Annotated in this window: 16 protein-coding genes and 1 other RNA gene; 15 read left to right on the forward strand and 2 right to left on the reverse strand. The window is 27.4% G+C overall.

Features of this window, described 5'->3' with window-relative positions; translation table 4 throughout:
- The 7 genes from AACL10_RS00320 to AACL10_RS00350 all read left to right on the forward strand — a co-directional run bounded on the left by AACL10_RS00320 (position 1) and on the right by AACL10_RS00350 (position 6565).
- Complete coding sequence (locus AACL10_RS00320; protein ID WP_338985216.1) at positions 1-666, forward strand: folate family ECF transporter S component; 666 nt, start codon at positions 1-3, stop codon at positions 664-666.
- Between the two features lie 53 nt (positions 667-719).
- Entirely contained in the window at positions 720-1649 is a 930-nt protein-coding gene (gene hprK, locus AACL10_RS00325; protein ID WP_338985218.1) for an HPr(Ser) kinase/phosphatase, read from the forward strand.
- On the forward strand, positions 1642-3075 hold the full coding sequence (locus AACL10_RS00330) for a prolipoprotein diacylglyceryl transferase (protein ID WP_338985220.1): 1434 nt from the start codon (positions 1642-1644) through the stop codon (positions 3073-3075). Before hprK ends, AACL10_RS00330 begins: the two co-directional genes overlap by 8 nt.
- Entirely contained in the window at positions 3059-3991 is a 933-nt protein-coding gene (gene trxB / locus AACL10_RS00335) for a thioredoxin-disulfide reductase (RefSeq protein ID WP_338985222.1), read from the forward strand. The genes AACL10_RS00330 and trxB overlap by 17 nt, the downstream gene beginning before the upstream one ends.
- A gap of 65 nt (positions 3992-4056) precedes the next feature.
- Complete coding sequence (locus tag AACL10_RS00340; RefSeq protein ID WP_338985223.1) at positions 4057-5379, forward strand: prolipoprotein diacylglyceryl transferase; 1323 nt, start codon at positions 4057-4059, stop codon at positions 5377-5379.
- A 9-nt stretch (positions 5380-5388) separates the two neighbouring features.
- A complete protein-coding gene (gene whiA / locus AACL10_RS00345) occupies positions 5389-6336 on the forward strand; it encodes a DNA-binding protein WhiA (RefSeq protein ID WP_338985225.1) in 948 nt (315 codons plus the stop codon).
- Between the two features lie 4 nt (positions 6337-6340).
- A complete protein-coding gene (locus tag AACL10_RS00350; protein ID WP_338985227.1) occupies positions 6341-6565 on the forward strand; it encodes a helix-turn-helix transcriptional regulator in 225 nt (74 codons plus the stop codon).
- 30 nt (positions 6566-6595) lie between these two features.
- Here the strand turns inward: AACL10_RS00350 and AACL10_RS00355 are convergent, their stop codons facing one another.
- On the reverse strand, positions 6596-6991 hold the full coding sequence (locus AACL10_RS00355) for a rhodanese-like domain-containing protein (protein WP_338985229.1): 396 nt from the start codon (positions 6989-6991) through the stop codon (positions 6596-6598).
- A 100-nt stretch (positions 6992-7091) separates the two neighbouring features.
- Between AACL10_RS00355 and AACL10_RS00360 the strand changes: the two genes are divergently transcribed.
- The 5 genes from AACL10_RS00360 to smpB all read left to right on the forward strand — a co-directional run bounded on the left by AACL10_RS00360 (position 7092) and on the right by smpB (position 11737).
- Positions 7092-7706: a LemA family protein gene (locus AACL10_RS00360; protein WP_338985231.1), complete on the forward strand. Its 615-nt coding sequence runs from the start codon at positions 7092-7094 to the stop codon at positions 7704-7706.
- Between the two features lie 11 nt (positions 7707-7717).
- Positions 7718-8773, forward strand: a complete 1056-nt coding sequence (locus tag AACL10_RS00365; RefSeq protein ID WP_338985233.1) for a hypothetical protein — start codon at positions 7718-7720, stop codon at positions 8771-8773.
- A gap of 89 nt (positions 8774-8862) precedes the next feature.
- Positions 8863-9156, forward strand: a complete 294-nt coding sequence (gene secG, locus AACL10_RS00370; RefSeq protein ID WP_338985235.1) for a preprotein translocase subunit SecG — start codon at positions 8863-8865, stop codon at positions 9154-9156.
- A gap of 28 nt (positions 9157-9184) precedes the next feature.
- On the forward strand, positions 9185-11281 hold the full coding sequence (rnr, locus tag AACL10_RS00375) for a ribonuclease R (RefSeq protein WP_338985237.1): 2097 nt from the start codon (positions 9185-9187) through the stop codon (positions 11279-11281).
- 15 nt (positions 11282-11296) lie between these two features.
- The gene (gene smpB, locus AACL10_RS00380) at positions 11297-11737 is read left to right on the forward strand and encodes an SsrA-binding protein SmpB (RefSeq protein ID WP_338985239.1); all 441 of its coding nucleotides are present in this window, start codon (positions 11297-11299) and stop codon (positions 11735-11737) included.
- Between the two features lie 84 nt (positions 11738-11821).
- Here smpB and AACL10_RS00385 read toward each other — a convergent pair whose 3' ends face one another.
- Positions 11822-12076 (reverse strand): hypothetical protein, encoded by a 255-nt coding sequence (locus AACL10_RS00385; protein ID WP_338985241.1) that lies wholly within the window; start codon positions 12074-12076, stop codon positions 11822-11824.
- A gap of 88 nt (positions 12077-12164) precedes the next feature.
- Here AACL10_RS00385 and ssrA point away from each other — a divergent pair.
- The 3 genes from ssrA to mgtE all read left to right on the forward strand — a co-directional run bounded on the left by ssrA (position 12165) and on the right by mgtE (position 16023).
- Positions 12165-12577: a transfer-messenger RNA gene (ssrA, locus tag AACL10_RS00390) on the forward strand.
- Positions 12578-12621: 44 nt separating this feature from the next.
- Positions 12622-14568, forward strand: coding sequence for an EAL domain-containing protein (locus tag AACL10_RS00395; protein ID WP_338985243.1), 1947 nt, complete (start codon positions 12622-12624; stop codon positions 14566-14568).
- 15 nt (positions 14569-14583) lie between these two features.
- Positions 14584-16023 (forward strand): magnesium transporter, encoded by a 1440-nt coding sequence (mgtE, locus tag AACL10_RS00400; RefSeq protein WP_338985245.1) that lies wholly within the window; start codon positions 14584-14586, stop codon positions 16021-16023.
- Positions 16024-16034: the final 11 nt, after the last annotated feature.

The following is a 16034-nucleotide window of genomic DNA, read 5'->3' on the forward strand; positions in this document are numbered from 1 at the left end:
ATGAACTTTTATTTATATACAAATATTGGAGCAGCTATTTTGTTGCTAGGTATTTTATTTGTTGCTTTGGCTCTTGAAAATTTTACATTTAAAAAAATTAGTCTAAAGCACATAACTGTAATTTCATTATTTGCAGCCTGCAGTGCTGTTTTGACTGGTTTGTCATATCAAATACCACCAATATTTGGTAATGTAAGACTTGCTTTTGGGGATTGAATTTTATTCTTGTTAGGTTTATTATTCGGTCCTTTGTGTGGAATAATATCTGCAATATGTACAGATACTTTGATGACATTAACTATGCCTCCAAGTGGAGCATATCATTGTGGTTATATGTTTGGTAAATGTGTTTTAGCATTTTCTGGTTCTCTTGTTTTTCTTGTTAGATCAGAAAAAAGAGTTTTATTAAGGGTTATAATACTTTACACTTTTGCATATGTGTTACAAAGTTTAGTATTAAACCAAATATGAATGATGTCTTGAGCAGGAACCGCTGCATGATTGGATTTTGTAGTAAAATTAATCAAACTTCCAGTTGCTTTACCAATTTATATAGCATTTACATTTATTTCTTATGTGCCAATTAGAAAACTTCTTTCTAATTGAAATAACGAGTTTGTGTGATGCTTTAAAACAGAATACATAGAAAAAAGTCTAGATTATTAAATCTAGTTTTTTTATACCAATATTAGTTATAATAACTAGTGAGGTAAAAAAATATGAGTAAACTTTATGCAAAAAAACTAATAGAAGCTTTCAAATTAGAGATCGTTTCAGGTAAAGATAAATTAGATAACAGAATTGAAGCTTATGGAATAAATAGGGCTGGACTTGAATTAACTGGATATTTTGAAGAGGGAGAAAAGTCTCACAGAATAATAGTTATGTCTACAAAAGAATATTCATACATCATGAATTTTGAAGAAAATGAAAGACGTATAAGATATGAAAAACTATTTTCAAGAAATATCCCTATGATTATACTTACTGATAAATTTGAAGATCAAGTAGCAATAGATGTTGCAATAAAAATGGATTCATTATTGGTTAGAACAAATACTGAATCAACAAGTGACTTTACTCAAAGTGTACTTGAATTTATGGATGATTATTTTGCACCTCTTACAGAAGTTCATGCTTCATGTGTAAATATTTTTGGTAAAGGAGTTCTTCTTATTGGAGAATCTGGAATCGGTAAATCAGAGATAACACTAGACTTAGTAAAAACAAATCACTTGTTTGTGGGTGACGATAGAATTGTTATTACAAAAAAATCAAATGAGCTTTATGGTAAAAGTCATGAGATTTTAAAAAACTTAGTTGAAGTTAGAGGGATTGGTATTGTTGACGTTTCGCAAACAAATGGTTATCAAGTTATTTTAGAAAAAACTAAAATTGATTTAGTTATAGAATTAACTCAATTTAAGAAAAATGGAATAGATGATTCAGAAAGATTAGGACATACATTTGCTGTTTATGACATTCTTGGTGTAGATGTTCCTTATATTAAAATTCCTGTTTCATCAGGAAGAAACATCCCAAACATTATTGAAGCTGCTGTTGCTAAATTAAAAATTAAACAAAGTGGTTTATACCAAGATGAAAGTCAATTATTAAGTGAAAGAGCTTTAAATTTCAACAATGATTAGTCAATTTTTTGATGACAATATATGACAAAACGGTAAAGACATACCTGATTGATTTCAACATGGTAACAGTGAATGATATGATTCTTTAAAAATAATGTACCCAATACTAGTTGGTATAGGTGTTTTTTTGGTTATAGGTTTATCTGCTTTAAAAATTTGAAAAAGACAAATACCTCTTAAGGAATTTGTTAATGCTATATACATATGTTTACCAATTGGTATTATTGGTGCAAGTATATTTGGTAAGCTAGGTTCTTATGGAGATCAATATAAAATATATATGTTATTTTTCTTTTGAAATCCTGGTTTAAGTTTCTTTGGTGGAATGCTTTGTGGTGCAACTGCAGCATTCATTTGATTTTGGTATAAAAGTAAAACTACGAGAGTTTCAATTTATGTTTACGCTGATTGTATAGTACCCAATATTCTATTGGGTCAATCAATTGGTAGATGAGGTAATCTTTTTAATCACGAAATTCTTGGAAGAGAAGTTGATAATGCAAGTATGTGAAAAATCACTTGATTGCCAGATTTTATTTGACATAGATTGTTTTATTTCTATGAACCAGGTACTGCAATTGAAAATCAAGATCCGTTAAAACTACAATTTCATGAACCTTTATTTTTATACGAGTCATTTGCTACCTTGGTATTATTTTTATTAATAACTTTTGTATTTGCAAACATTGGAAAATGAACAAGCAAAAAACCTTGAAAAATTGATCCTATAAATTTCCCATGCAAGTTTAACAAACAATACAAATCAATTGATCAAAATCAATTACCAGATTATAATACTCAAATTCCTGTTAAATATTTAACAGACAAAAACGGCAAGATATATCTTTCTGAAAGTTGGGCATGAAAAAAAGCCTACACTCTATATGAACCAAGTAGAACTTTGGTTGAAGCAGAACAAACTAAAATAAATAATCAAAAAACTCTTGCTTTAAAAGCGAGAGAAAAATATAATAGTTTAGTTGTTAAAGTTAATCAAGAAATTGAATTACAAAAAGTTAAATTAAATAAAGGCAAAATAACAAAGCAAGAATTTAAGTTAGCTAAAAAAGATATTAAAAATAATTACAAAGTAGATTTAAATAAATTAAAAATTGAAAAAAACTCATTAATTTCTTTTTGAAAAAGAGATTCAAAAGGTTTATACGAATTAAATAATCCTAATAATTATAGGGTTGTTCATTGTGGTGTTTTAACTGGAGTTTATATGTGTGGATATACTATAATAAGGTTTATATTAGATCCATTAAGAAATCCATATGAATTAACAATAAAAGAAGCTTCAATTTTAAATTACCTATTTTTATTTGGATTCTTATTGTTAGGTGTTGCAACTTTAGTTTGTGCACAATTTATAGCTCCTAAAAAATGAAGAGAAGAGGGTTGATTATATGAAAAATCATATTAATACAGATTTTGATTTAATTATAGCTGGTGCTGGACCTGCTGGTCTTAGTGCAGCTATTTATGCTGGAAGAGCAGGACTTAGTGTTTTATTGTTAGAAAAAGAAGCTCCCGGTGGGAAAGTAATTAAAACAGGAGAAATTGAAAACTATCCTGGTTTTACAATGATTCAAGGACCAGAACTTGCAATGCATTTTTTTGAACAAGCAACAGCAATGGGTGCTCAATTTGAATATTCAGGTCTTAAAGATTTTGATAAAACAGATATTTTCACAGTGGAATTAGAAAATGGTAAAACTCTTACATCAAAAGCACTAATAATTGCTACAGGAACAAAAGAAAATCTTTTAGGTGTTCCTGGAGAAATAGAGTTATATGGAAAAGGTGTTTCTTATTGTGCCGTATGTGATGGTAGTTTTTATAAAGAAATGCCTGTTGCAGTTGTTGGTGGAGGATATAGTGCAATTGAAGAATCAATCTTTTTAACAAGATTTGTTTCTAAAGTTTACTTAATCCATAGAAGCCAAAAATTTAGAGTTGATCAGAAGACTTTAGAAAAAGCTAGATCAAATGAAAAAATTGAATTTATATTAGATTCAGTTGTTGAAAGTATTCAAGGAGAAGATAAAGTATCTTCTGTTAAAATAAAAAATACTTTAGAGAACTCAGAAAGAGAAATACCTGTAAACGCTGTTTTCCCATTTATCGGATTCTATCCAGTTACAAACTTTGTTAAACAAATTCAAATATTGGATGAAGAAAAACATGTTGTTGGAGATGAAAGAATGAGAACTAAAATTGAAGGTTTATTTGTAGCGGGAGATGTTAGAAATACACCATTTAGACAAATCGCAACAGCAACAGCTGACGGAGCATTAGCCGGACAAAATGCAGTTAATTATATTGAAAGCCTTGATTAAAATATCAAGGTTTTTTACTGCTTGCTATGTTAAAATAAACAAAGTTAAAAAGGTGTTGATTAAAAATGTTACTTAGTTGAGAACAAGGTAATAAGTGAGGCGACCCAGGTCAAGGCTTGTGAAATATTAAGTCTGACTACGGCTTTTTTCATGTATATGCATTTACAATGACGATGGGTGTTATTTTAGCAATTGCTATTTCCGCTTGAAGATTATATAGAAGAGGAATCTCTTTAAATGAACTTTGAATTGCAGCTGCAATAATAGTTCCAGTAGGACTTTTAGGTGCTAGTTTCTTTGGTAAATTAAATGCTGCTGGCCCTGGAGAAAATGCAAACGGAGTTGGGTTCTTTGGTTTATTTGCTTTTTGAGAAGGTGGAATGGCAATTCACGGAGGAGTTTACGCAGGTACCTTAGCTGGAATAGTTATATTCTATTTTTTAGGAAAGAAAACTAAAGTCTCTTTATGGGTATATGCAGATTGCATAATTCCAAACGTACTAATAGGTCAAGGTGTTGGTAGATGGGGTAACTTCTTTAATCATGAAATATTTGGTCAACCTATAGCTGCTTGAAATGATGGTCAAACATCAGCTTTATCTTGATTGCCGTACTTCATAAGAAGAAATATGGTTTTTCAATATAACAACAAAGGTGCTGGAGAAGAATGGATAGATGGACAACTATATCTAATGTCTCCAATATTCCTATATGAATCAATTAGTTTAATAGCGGCTTGAGCGATAATAACGTTTGTGATACCAAATATTGGTAAGTGAATAGGTAAGAAACCTTGAAAAGTAAATCCTAATAAATTCGAATCTAATATGTCTAAATTTAAAATTTGAAGAACAGAAGTTTTTGCAAATCATGATTATAAAGAAATAGAATTATATAAAAGTGAATACAAAAAAATAGATGACAAAAATTATTTAAAAAGAAAATGAAAGCAAGGACAGTTGTTATCTAAATGTAACAACCCCCAAGGTTATACCTTGGTAAGAGCAGGTGTACAAGCTGGTTTATATTTCTTTTTTTGGAACTTAGTTAGATTTATACTTGAAACAGGCAGACCTATTGATCATTTATTCATAATGTATCAAAGAACTTTATCTCTGGTTATCATCGGACTGTCGATGGTAGCCGGATTAATTGTTGCTATATCGGCTCAATGAGTCATACCTTATTTATTTAGAAAAACCGGTTTAATTTATGAACAAGAATATTTCTATCTTAGTGAAGAAGAAATACAAACCATAAAACCTTTTATAAAAAATGAGCCAAGAGAAGATAAAAATAAAATAAAAACAAATCAAAAAATACAAAAAAACAAAATTAAAGAACAAAAAATAAAAGAGAAACTTGAAAAAAAACTAGAAAAGAAATAGGGTGATAGCATGTCTTTTGCAATGGAAGTTAAAGAAGAAATTTTAAACCATACATTTACAGAAGAACAAAAGATAATGCTATTGTCTGGTTTTATAAAATATAATGGGGAGTTAATTTATACTAATAATGGTGCTGCTTTAAGATTAACAAGCAACAGTAATAACGTCATTAGGAATATATTCTCCATTCTAAAAACTATATATGAGGGTAATATAGAAATATCAATTATACAAATTCAAAAACTTAGAAAAAATAAAATATATCAATTAATGTTAACTGATAAGGTAATTGAATTTTTAGAACAACATAATATTTTTGATACGAAAACAAGTAACAAAATAATTGAAATTGACCTAGAAAAGTACGAAAAGAAAATAAGGCAGGAGCTTACAAGAGCTTATGTTTCTGGAATGTTCATAGCTGTTGGGAGTGTTAATTCTCCCGAAACAACTAACTATCATTTAGAATTACAATTTAAAGAAAAAGAATCTGCAATCTATATAACTAAGATTCTTAAAAAATATCATTTTAACTTTAAAACTACAAGCAAAGGAAATAAAACGGTTTGCTATATTAAAAAATCAATTGCCGTTTCAGATTTTTTAAAGTTCATTGATGCATCTATTTCTGTAATGAAATTTGAGAACACCAGAATAAACAGAGATGTAAGTAATAATATAAATAGAATGATTAATATAGATATTTATAATCAACAAAAATCTTCTGCTACAGGATTAAAACAAATTGAAGAAATTAATTTGATCTTAAAGAACAATCTTATTTCGGAACTATCGCCTAAAGCGCAAATGTTATCTGAAATAAGACTTGAAAATCCAGATGCTTCATTCTCTGAATTAGAATATTTAATGAATGAAAAAAACGTAGCAATTACAAAATCTGGAATAAGCAACTTATTTAAAATTATAAGTAAGTTAGCAAATACAATTGGAGACTAAAAAAATGCAAAAAGATATAATTAAAACATTTAGTAAAAACATGAAAAGAATAAGGGTAAATGCACAACTAACACAAGAAGAACTAAGTTTTAGTTCTGAACTTCATAGAAATTATATTTCAGATGCCGAAAGAGGTAAAAGAAATATATCTCTAAAGTCTGTGGAAAAAATAGCAAAGGCTTTAAATGTTGAACCAATTGAATTTTTTAGGGAAATAGAAGAAGATTAAAAAAAACAGAACTGCAAAGTTCTATTTTTTTTAATATAAAACAACTTTAGTTAATTTATCAAAGTCAGGATTGTTTCTGATATTTTTATAACCATCATATAGAATATAAACTTTAAATCCTTTTACTTTTAAACTTTTATAGATTGATAAATGACTTCTTGAGTCTTCATCAATTATAAGAATCTTATTTTTTTTATCGAGCATCTTAAAGTATTTAAAGTTGAATGTAGTAACAGGAATATTTATAGTTCCCTGAAGATGATTCTCTCCATAAGCAAGAGAGTTTCTTATATCAACAACTTGTCATTTTTTACTTTTTAAAATATGAGCAAGTTTTTTACTATTTTTAGTTTTGTATCTTGCTTTAAAAGCATTTGTTCTAAAAATTCTTTCTATAAACTTAAAGACATAATCAAGTCATTGCATTTTTTATCACCACTTTAATTATATATGTAAAAAAAGTATTCTTTATTTTCTTTGACATATAAATGATAAAATAATTTTGTAATAAGAAAGGGTTTAAAAAATGAAAATAACACCAGAACAAGAATTTAACAATATCAATAATTTAGCAAACACAAAACCAAAAAGAAACCCGCTTGGAGCTTTTATTTGATACATTAGTTTCTTTGCAATAATACCTTTGTTTGTTCACATAGCAAATGTAAATAGGTTAAAGAAATTAAATATGAAAGTATCTGAAGCAGAATCAGGAATAGATGTTCAATTAAAGAAAAGAAGAGATACACTTATTAAATTAATTGAATCTGTTCAAGGCAGTATGAAATTTGAAAAAGAATTACTAACAACTTTAACTTCAATGAGAACTGGAGTAAGCATTAAAGACATGGGTAAAAATGCAGCAATGTTAGATAAAATTTCAAAACAAGTAACAATGCAATTAGAAAACTACCCAGAAATAAAATCAGCAGCATTAATTCAAGAGTTGATGAGATCAACTGCCAACATTGAAGATGACATATCTGCTTCAAGAAGAATATATAATTCAAATGCAAGTATCTTTAATCAAAGTATTAATTCATATCCAACAAATTCAGCAGCAGCTCAATTAGGATATGTATTCAAATCATTTTTTGAAATCATAGATTTCGAAAGACAAGATGTAAAAATAGAATTTTAGGTCATAATTAAATGCAAGATCCAAAACTATTTAGTGAAATAAAAGATACTTTTGAAAGTGATATGCAAGCCAATTCAGTTCTTAAAAGAGTTATTGGAAATAGAATGATTTTGATTTTAGATATAATTTTTGGTTTTCTAATAGGAGCTGGAGTAATAGGTGTAACAATATATTCTGCAATTAGTGAAGCAAACACAAAAATATTATTGTCAGCAGTTGGTGGACTATTGGCTTGAATAATGTTTTTTGGTCTTTCTGTAAAAATTTTGCATGACAGAGGTAAAAGGTTAAGTACTAAACTTAATCATATTCTTCACCAAAACGGTAAGATGCAAAAACTTTACGAAAGCTATTTCGTTTCTAAAAATGAATTAAAAGATATTGAAGACTTCAAATTAATTTCTGCTAGCCCAGAAGTTAAAATACAAAAAATTTGAAAATGACATAAAAATTACTTAGCAGAAAAACCATTGCCAGTTGTTAAAGAAAATATTAATAGATTAACCTTTAAATATAAAGGTAGAGAAGCGGTTTATTTAATTAATAACCCAATTCTTTTTGTAGAAAATAGAGATCGATGACATCGTGATGGTGCTATTGGATTTATGATGTCAAATAATAGGTATGGAAGAAAAAGAACTAATACGTTCAAACTTTCAAGTGATGAACTTTTTGTTGTAGATGATAAATTACAAAAAGAGTGTAATAATTTAAAAATTAAGAAAAAAGGAATCCTAAAGGGTGATTATAGATCTGAGTCAGTTGCTTTTAATGAAAAATATTCAACAAACTTAGCTTCAACAGACATTGCTGGAGCACAATTCCTTACTCCTGTAGCTCTAGATAAATTATCAAATCTTGATGACAAAGAGTTTTATAGAATGGGTGTAGGGAAAAATGTTTTCATGGAAAAAGTTGTTCTTAGAAAATATATATTCCCAGTTGGTTTGTTTGACTTTTCAAGATTAAAAAGCAAGAATCAATTAATTGATTTCATGTGTTTTAAAATAGATTTAGAATATGATTTATTAAAAAGATCACTTGAATATGTTTCATTTTTAAAATAAAAAAATATTTCTAAAAGAATGATTACACCAAAATCATTCTTTTTTTGTCTCAAATGTAGTATCATATAGTTATTGAATGGAGGCCTTGTATGATTTTACTTGCCGCAACAGGATCACAAAAAGTGTTAGCAAACCAAATAATTCTAGGTTTTGAAATTCTTGCTTTAGTAGTCGCAATATTAATGATAATTATTGGTCTTGTACAGAACAAAAGTTCACAAACAGGATTAAGTGCTTTAAATGGTGGAAACGATGAACTATTCTCTAACTCAAAAGAAAGAGGAATAGACAAAACAACATCAATATGAATGATGAGTTTAGGAATTACACTATTTGTTATTACGATCGCAATAGGAATAATCACAAACACTGTTCTAAAATAATGGTGTTTTTTTAATAGAAAGAAATGTTATGAAAAATACAATACTATCTCGGGTAAAAGAAAAAGAAAGATTACATTTAAATGATTTAACAAAAAGTATAAAAGCTGATTATGAATCTGTAATGACTACACTAAAAGAACTTCAAGAAGAGCATTTAATAGGTTGAACCAAGGAAAATGTTTTATATTTTGTTGGTGAAAAATATAAAATAGGTTCAGTTAAAATAAATGATAAAGGGTTTGGATTTATAAAAGAATTCAATAGCGAAGATGAAGACTTTTTTGTTCCCCCAAACGGACTTAATGGTTCAATATCTTCTGATGAAGTAATTTTTACAGTACAAAAAGAAAAAGATGATAGATTTAAAGCTATGGTAGAAGATATAGTTTTAAGAACTAAAACATCTCTTGTTGGTGAAATCAGAAAAAGTAGTGATGGAAGATTTTTAGATTTCATTGCCAACGAACCAGGATTTAAAAACTACAGAATAGTTATGATAAATGGTAAAGACTTTCAGTTAAAAGAAGATTTAATATTAAAAGTTAAAATACTAAATGTTAGAGATAGAAAATTATTTGTAAGAATTCAAAAAATTATTGGGGATGCAAACAAGGCTGTTGATAGAATCTTATCAATTGCATATGAATATGAAATTAAGCCAGAGTTTAATAAGTTGACAATTGATAATGCAAACGAAGTTGCAAAACCAATTGATCACAACGATCCAAAAATCAAAAGAAGAATTCCAAACTCATTAGTTAATAAAAATTTAGTAACAATAGATGGAGCAGATTCAAAAGACTTAGATGACGCTGTATATGTTGAAAAAATAGAAAACGGATACAAACTGATAGTTGCTATTGCTGATGTTAGTCACTATGTAACTCCATTTTCTCCATTAGATAATACAGCTTTATTTAGAGGTAACTCTGTTTATCTTGCAAATAAAGTTATACCAATGCTTCCTGAAAAACTTTCAAACGGTGTTTGTAGTTTAAATCCAAATGAAGAAAAACTATGTATGGTAGCTGAAATGGATTTTGATTTAAAAGGAAATGTTATAAATAAAAAAGTTTATGAATCAATAATGATTTCAAAAGCTAGATTAACTTATAAAGAAGTAAATGATTTATATGCAACAGGTGAATCACAAAGACCTAAAGAGATAATTGATATGTTAAATGTTTCTAGAGAACTTCATGAAATCATTGACAAAGCTAGATCTGAAAGAGGAGCAATAGAGTTTGATGTTGCAGAACCTAAAATTATTTTGGATAAAGACTCAAATGTAATTGATATTGCAAAACGCGATAGAGGTATTAGTGAAAAGTTAATTGAAAACTTCATGGTTAGTGCTAACGAGTGTGTTGCAACAGTTATTTTTGAAAAAGAATTACCATTCATTTACAGAAATCATGACGTTCCAAAAGAAGAAAACTTAATTGAATGACATTCAATTTTAAGAGCATTAGGTATAAATGTTAAATTAAACGATTTAGATAAAATTAATCCAAAAACAATAAAAGATGCTTTAGTGCAAATTGAAGATCAAATAAAAGATCCTACAGAAAGAGATGTTATAAATGTAACACTTCTTAAGTTTATGGAAAAAGCTGCATATGAATTAGAGAACATTGGTCATTTTGGTTTGGCAAGTGAATGCTATACTCATTTCACAAGTCCTATTAGAAGATATAGTGACTTAATTGTTCATAGATATTTAAAACAATATTTAGTAGATAAAGATTTAAGAGATTTTAAACTAGATCAAAATGAAAAATTTGTTTTAAAAGCATGTAGTATTATTAATGATACAGAAAAACAAGCTGTTTCAGCCGAAAGAGAAGTTAATAAAGTTTGTATGGCAGAATACATGCAATCAAAAATTGGTCAAGAATTTGAAGGAATAATTGCAGCTGTTTTAAAATTTGGGATATTTGTTCAATTAGATAATTGTGTAGAAGGTTTAATTCACATATCTGAACTAGCTGACTTTACTTTTGATGAAAAAACTAGCATAATGGTAAACAAACAAAATAAAATTTTTAGACTAGGTCAAAAAATAAAAATTAAAGTTAAAAACGCTGATGTTAAAAAAAGAATTATAGACTTCGTGCTTGCATAATGGTGGTGAATAAAAATGGGAGAGCATGTTTTATTAAAAAATAAAAAAGCATATTTCAATTATGAAATCTTAGATACTTGAGAAGCAGGAATAGTTTTAACTGGACCTGAAATCAAATCTATAAGAAATAAAGATGTTTCTATTGAAGAATCTTTTATTTTAATTAGAAAAGGTCAAGTAGAAATTTTGAATATGAATATTAAAAATTATGAATTTGCTAACCATGTAAAACAAGATCCTACTCGAAATAGAGTTCTTTTATTGCACAAAGATGAGATTAAAAAAATACTTAAAAGAGTTCAATTAGAAAGTTTAACAATAGTTCCTTTAAAGTTATATTTAAAAGGTAACTATGCAAAATTGGAAATTGGTTTAGGAAAAGGTAAAAAATTAATCGATAAAAGACAAACAATAAAAGAAAGAGACGTCGAAAGAAGGCTTAATAAAATAAAATAAAAAAATCCTTCAAGGATTTTTTTCATTTTAAATTTTAACAACATTATTACTAAAATAATGTATTAAAACTCTAAGAATTTAAACTTATCTTCAAGCATAAACTAAAATATCAGCTGGTTGACCACAACCACAAACACCACAGTTTTCTTTTTCTTCTTTTAATTCAACATTAGCTTTCAAATAGTGTGAATAACCTTCGTTCAAACTATTTGTAACGTGTTCACCTTTTTCTAAAGCTATTAAAATAGTTTTTCCTTCATCTAAAATAGTGTTTAAATCTTCCAATTCATATTTTGTCATATCTAAAACTTCTACTAAGTTATTTAAATCTTTTGCCATTATTTATTTCCCCCTGTGAGTATTATTGTAATACAGAAAATCCAATACTAACTTTATTTATTAAAATATTGTTTTATAATATAGATATGGGGGTGTCCTGGTTTCGACAGGATACAACTGGCCCATGACTGCAGTGGTTTGGTAGACCTTAATACTTCTAGGTTTGATAAAATGCAAACGAAGAAAAAAATGAATTTGAAATGCCAGCATTTATGATCAATAATGCATCAGCTGGAGTTGCTTTAGCAGCTTAATAAACTCTCGAAGTTTATAGCAGTTCAACGTTATGAAATGTGTTTGTGCTTCATTGATTAACGTATTACCTAGCGCAATAGAACAAATGATTTTAGTGATAAATTTGTTCGAAACACCATCACTAACGCTATAAATTTAAATCTCGTTGACTCTGTTGGTTTATAGTGTAAGTTAGAGACGACTAAACTGTAGACGTCATGGGTTGGAGTATTTTGGACGCGGGTTCGATTCCCGCCATCTCCACCATTTTTTTATGTTTAATTGTTTTATAAGAAAGGAATGTAATTTAAATGAATATTTTATCAATATTAATTGCATGTCTTTCTTATACAACAATAATAGCGATATGCTATACAATATTTTGAGGTCTTACAAGACATTTATTTTCTAAATTGAAAATATACTACGAAATTTTTCTTGGTTTTGTTCTTGGTTTTATTTCAACTTTTTCAATAATACTAATAAGTCTTCTTGGAGGTAAAACAGATAACTTGGGTCTTACTATATTGTTGCCCACATTTTTATACTGAGTTTCAATAATATTTATTTCTCCTATATCAAGCATTGGTATATTAACTTGTAACATTTTAAACCTTGTAGTTTTTTCATCTTTGTTTGGAGAATACTTTGGTAAACCAGATGATGCTTGAACAATAACAATGTTATCTATGGCTTATATAATCCCATTTGTTAACTACCTTATAAATATTTTTTGAAGAAAAATATCGGATTGATCAAATTGATCTATTGCTACAATAATACTTTTGGTTATAGGTTTAACTTGAAACCTAGTTACAATAAAAACACCATTAGGTATAGCCAACTTAACAAACTTGTTATTTTGATTGGGTAGTGGTTACTTGGCATATGCCTATATAGCTGTTATTAACCAAATTTATTTACATGCCTTAAAATTACAAAACATTGTTACATATGACAATCTATATTATTTAAATTTTTCATCTGCTCACGAACAAATTTTGAACAAACTACAAGAAGAAAAAATAAAATATGGAATTTATTTAACCTATTTTATATCTAATTTTGAGAAGTTTGAATCAAAAGTAAGTGGTCACATTAAAGAAGAAGTTGTTAATTCTATTTCAGAAGAAAGTTACAATCTTATAAAAGAAAATTTTGATAACGCTATATTTTTTAAACCAAACTATAAAACTTTTGGTGCTTTTATTCCGTTAGAAATGGATGAAAACTTTAGTGAAAAAGATAATAAATATTTAAAGAAAATAAAAAATATATTTGTTCAAATAAACACAGAGTTTAAAATTGATAATTATAAAGTTTCTGTAAAACTTAAATCTGTATGTTCTTACTATGGTCTACATTCAAACAACTTAGACACTTTGTTAGAATACAACCGACATGTTGCCAATGACTTTTTATTGACTTATCAAGAAAAAAATATTGTGGTTAATCCAATGGAGATAATAAAAGAAAAAAATCAAAATAAAAAAATGCTTTCATTGAATGAGGTTACTAATTTGAACTTGTTTGTGACTTTATTTGAGCCAATATATTCTTCGACACAAAAAGACTTTGTATCTTATTTTTTAAATGGTATGATTGATGGAATTGAAATAGACTCAGATTTATTTTTAGAACAAAATAAATTAATTTCTGATATGGGACTGTCAACGTTATTCTTAAGATATATTTCATTTCAATCACTTAAAAAGTTTTCAAAACAAAAGGAACAAGTGAAGGAAAAAGATTTTTTCATAGATTATGATAGCAACTTTATGGCAAGTGAAGATTTTGACATAGAAGAATTTATTTTAAAATTAAAAAATTTAAAAATAAATTTAGATAAATTAATATTTAATTTTGATTTAAATATAGAAGTTGATAATCAAAAGTTATTAGAAAAAAATATAAATGAATTAAAAAAACATTCAATAAGAACTAGTGTTTCAAATTTTGGATCAATTAAAACAGACTTTTCTTTAATGAGTTGTTATAAACCAGAATTTATATTCATGGAAAAAGAAATTTCTAAAAAAATAAATTTTATAAAAGAAAATGAAAACATTATATTAGAAAGTATTAAAATAGCAAACAAATTAGATGCTAAAATAATAGCAACATCTGTAAACAGTTATATAATTTATAAGCATCTAAGATCTTTAGGAATAGAATTATTTACTGGTGAGTTGATAGGTAGTTCAATTGAACCAAGAGAAATGATATCAGATGAATTAAGATATCTATTAAATAAATAGAAAGGGATAAATAGTATGTTAGAAAAAGAAGAAAGTTTAAATTTGTTAACCGAACAAATTGAAAAACTTGTAATGGAAAATGATATTAAAAAACTAAGAGAACTAGAAGAAGTACATTATCCACAAGATATAGCAGAAGCTTTAGAAGCTTTAGATGAAAAAATAATAATAATAGCTTTAAGATTATTTACAAATGACACAAGTAGTGAAATATTTCCTCACTTAGATACAGACATTCAAGAAGAAATAATAAATAAAATGTCTTCAAAACAAGTTAGTGAGTTATTTTCTGAATTATATACAGATGACATAGTAGATATTTTAGAAGAAATGCCTTCAAACATTGTTAAAAAAATTCTAAGAGCATCTACTCCTGAAGCTAGAGCTCAAATTAATAACATTTTGAAATATAATGATGATACTGCAGGAAGTATTATGAGTGTTGATTACACAAGATTTAAAATAGATTGAACCGTAACTGAGGCTATAGAAAAAATTAGAGAAAGAGATGAAGAGTCTGAAGACCACAATACTTTCTATGTTGTAGATGATTTAAATAACTTAAAAGGAATAGTTGAATTAAAAGATTTGGTATTCTCTAAAGGAAACTCTTTACTTTCAGAAGTTATGGATGAAAGAGTTCTTTATGCCACTACAAAAGAAGATCAAGAAGCTGTTGTAGAAAAATTTAAAAAATATGACATAACAACTCTACCAGTTGTTAACATGCAACAAAAATTAGTTGGTATAGTTACTGTAGATGATGTGCTTGATGTTATTGAAGAAGAAGTAACAGAAGACATTCACAAAATGGCAGGTATTAGTCCCACAGATGATGAATATTTTAAAACAAGCATTTGAAAAATGGTTAGATCAAGAAGTGTATGATTAATGTTTTTAATGGTTTCTGCAACTTTGTCACAAATTATAATTTCTTTATTTATGGAAATATATGGTGTGCACGATAATAAGGAAGTTGTGGATGGAGAAAATATTAACTACATAGTTACAATGTTGTTAACTCCATTGTTAACTGTTATTTCTGGAACTACAGGTAATGCTGGAAGTCAATCTTCAACAATGATAGTCAGGGCTTTATCTCTTAAGGAAGTAGAAACAAAAGATTTTGCTAGGGTTCTGTGAAAAGAATTTAGAGTAGCATCAATAACTGGACTTATATTAATATCAGTTAACTTCGTTAGAATGATTACAATCTATTCTATTCAATTCAATGGTGATTTAAATCAACCAAGACTTTGAAAAACAATAGCGACTTTATCAATATCTATGTATGTTGCTTTAATTATGGCTAAACTAATTGGAGGTACTTTACCAATTATTGCTAAAAAATTAAAATTAGATCCAGCTGTAATGGCGGCGCCACTATTGACAACTCTTGTAGATGCTCTTTCAACTGCAATATTCTTTTCAATAGGTATGATTTTCTTTTTATAAAAGGGGTAAAA

The sequence above is a fragment of the Spiroplasma endosymbiont of Diplazon laetatorius genome (genome assembly GCF_964019625.1).
In the GTDB taxonomy this organism is placed as follows: Bacteria; Bacillota_I; Bacilli_A; order Mycoplasmatales; family Mycoplasmataceae; genus Spiroplasma_A.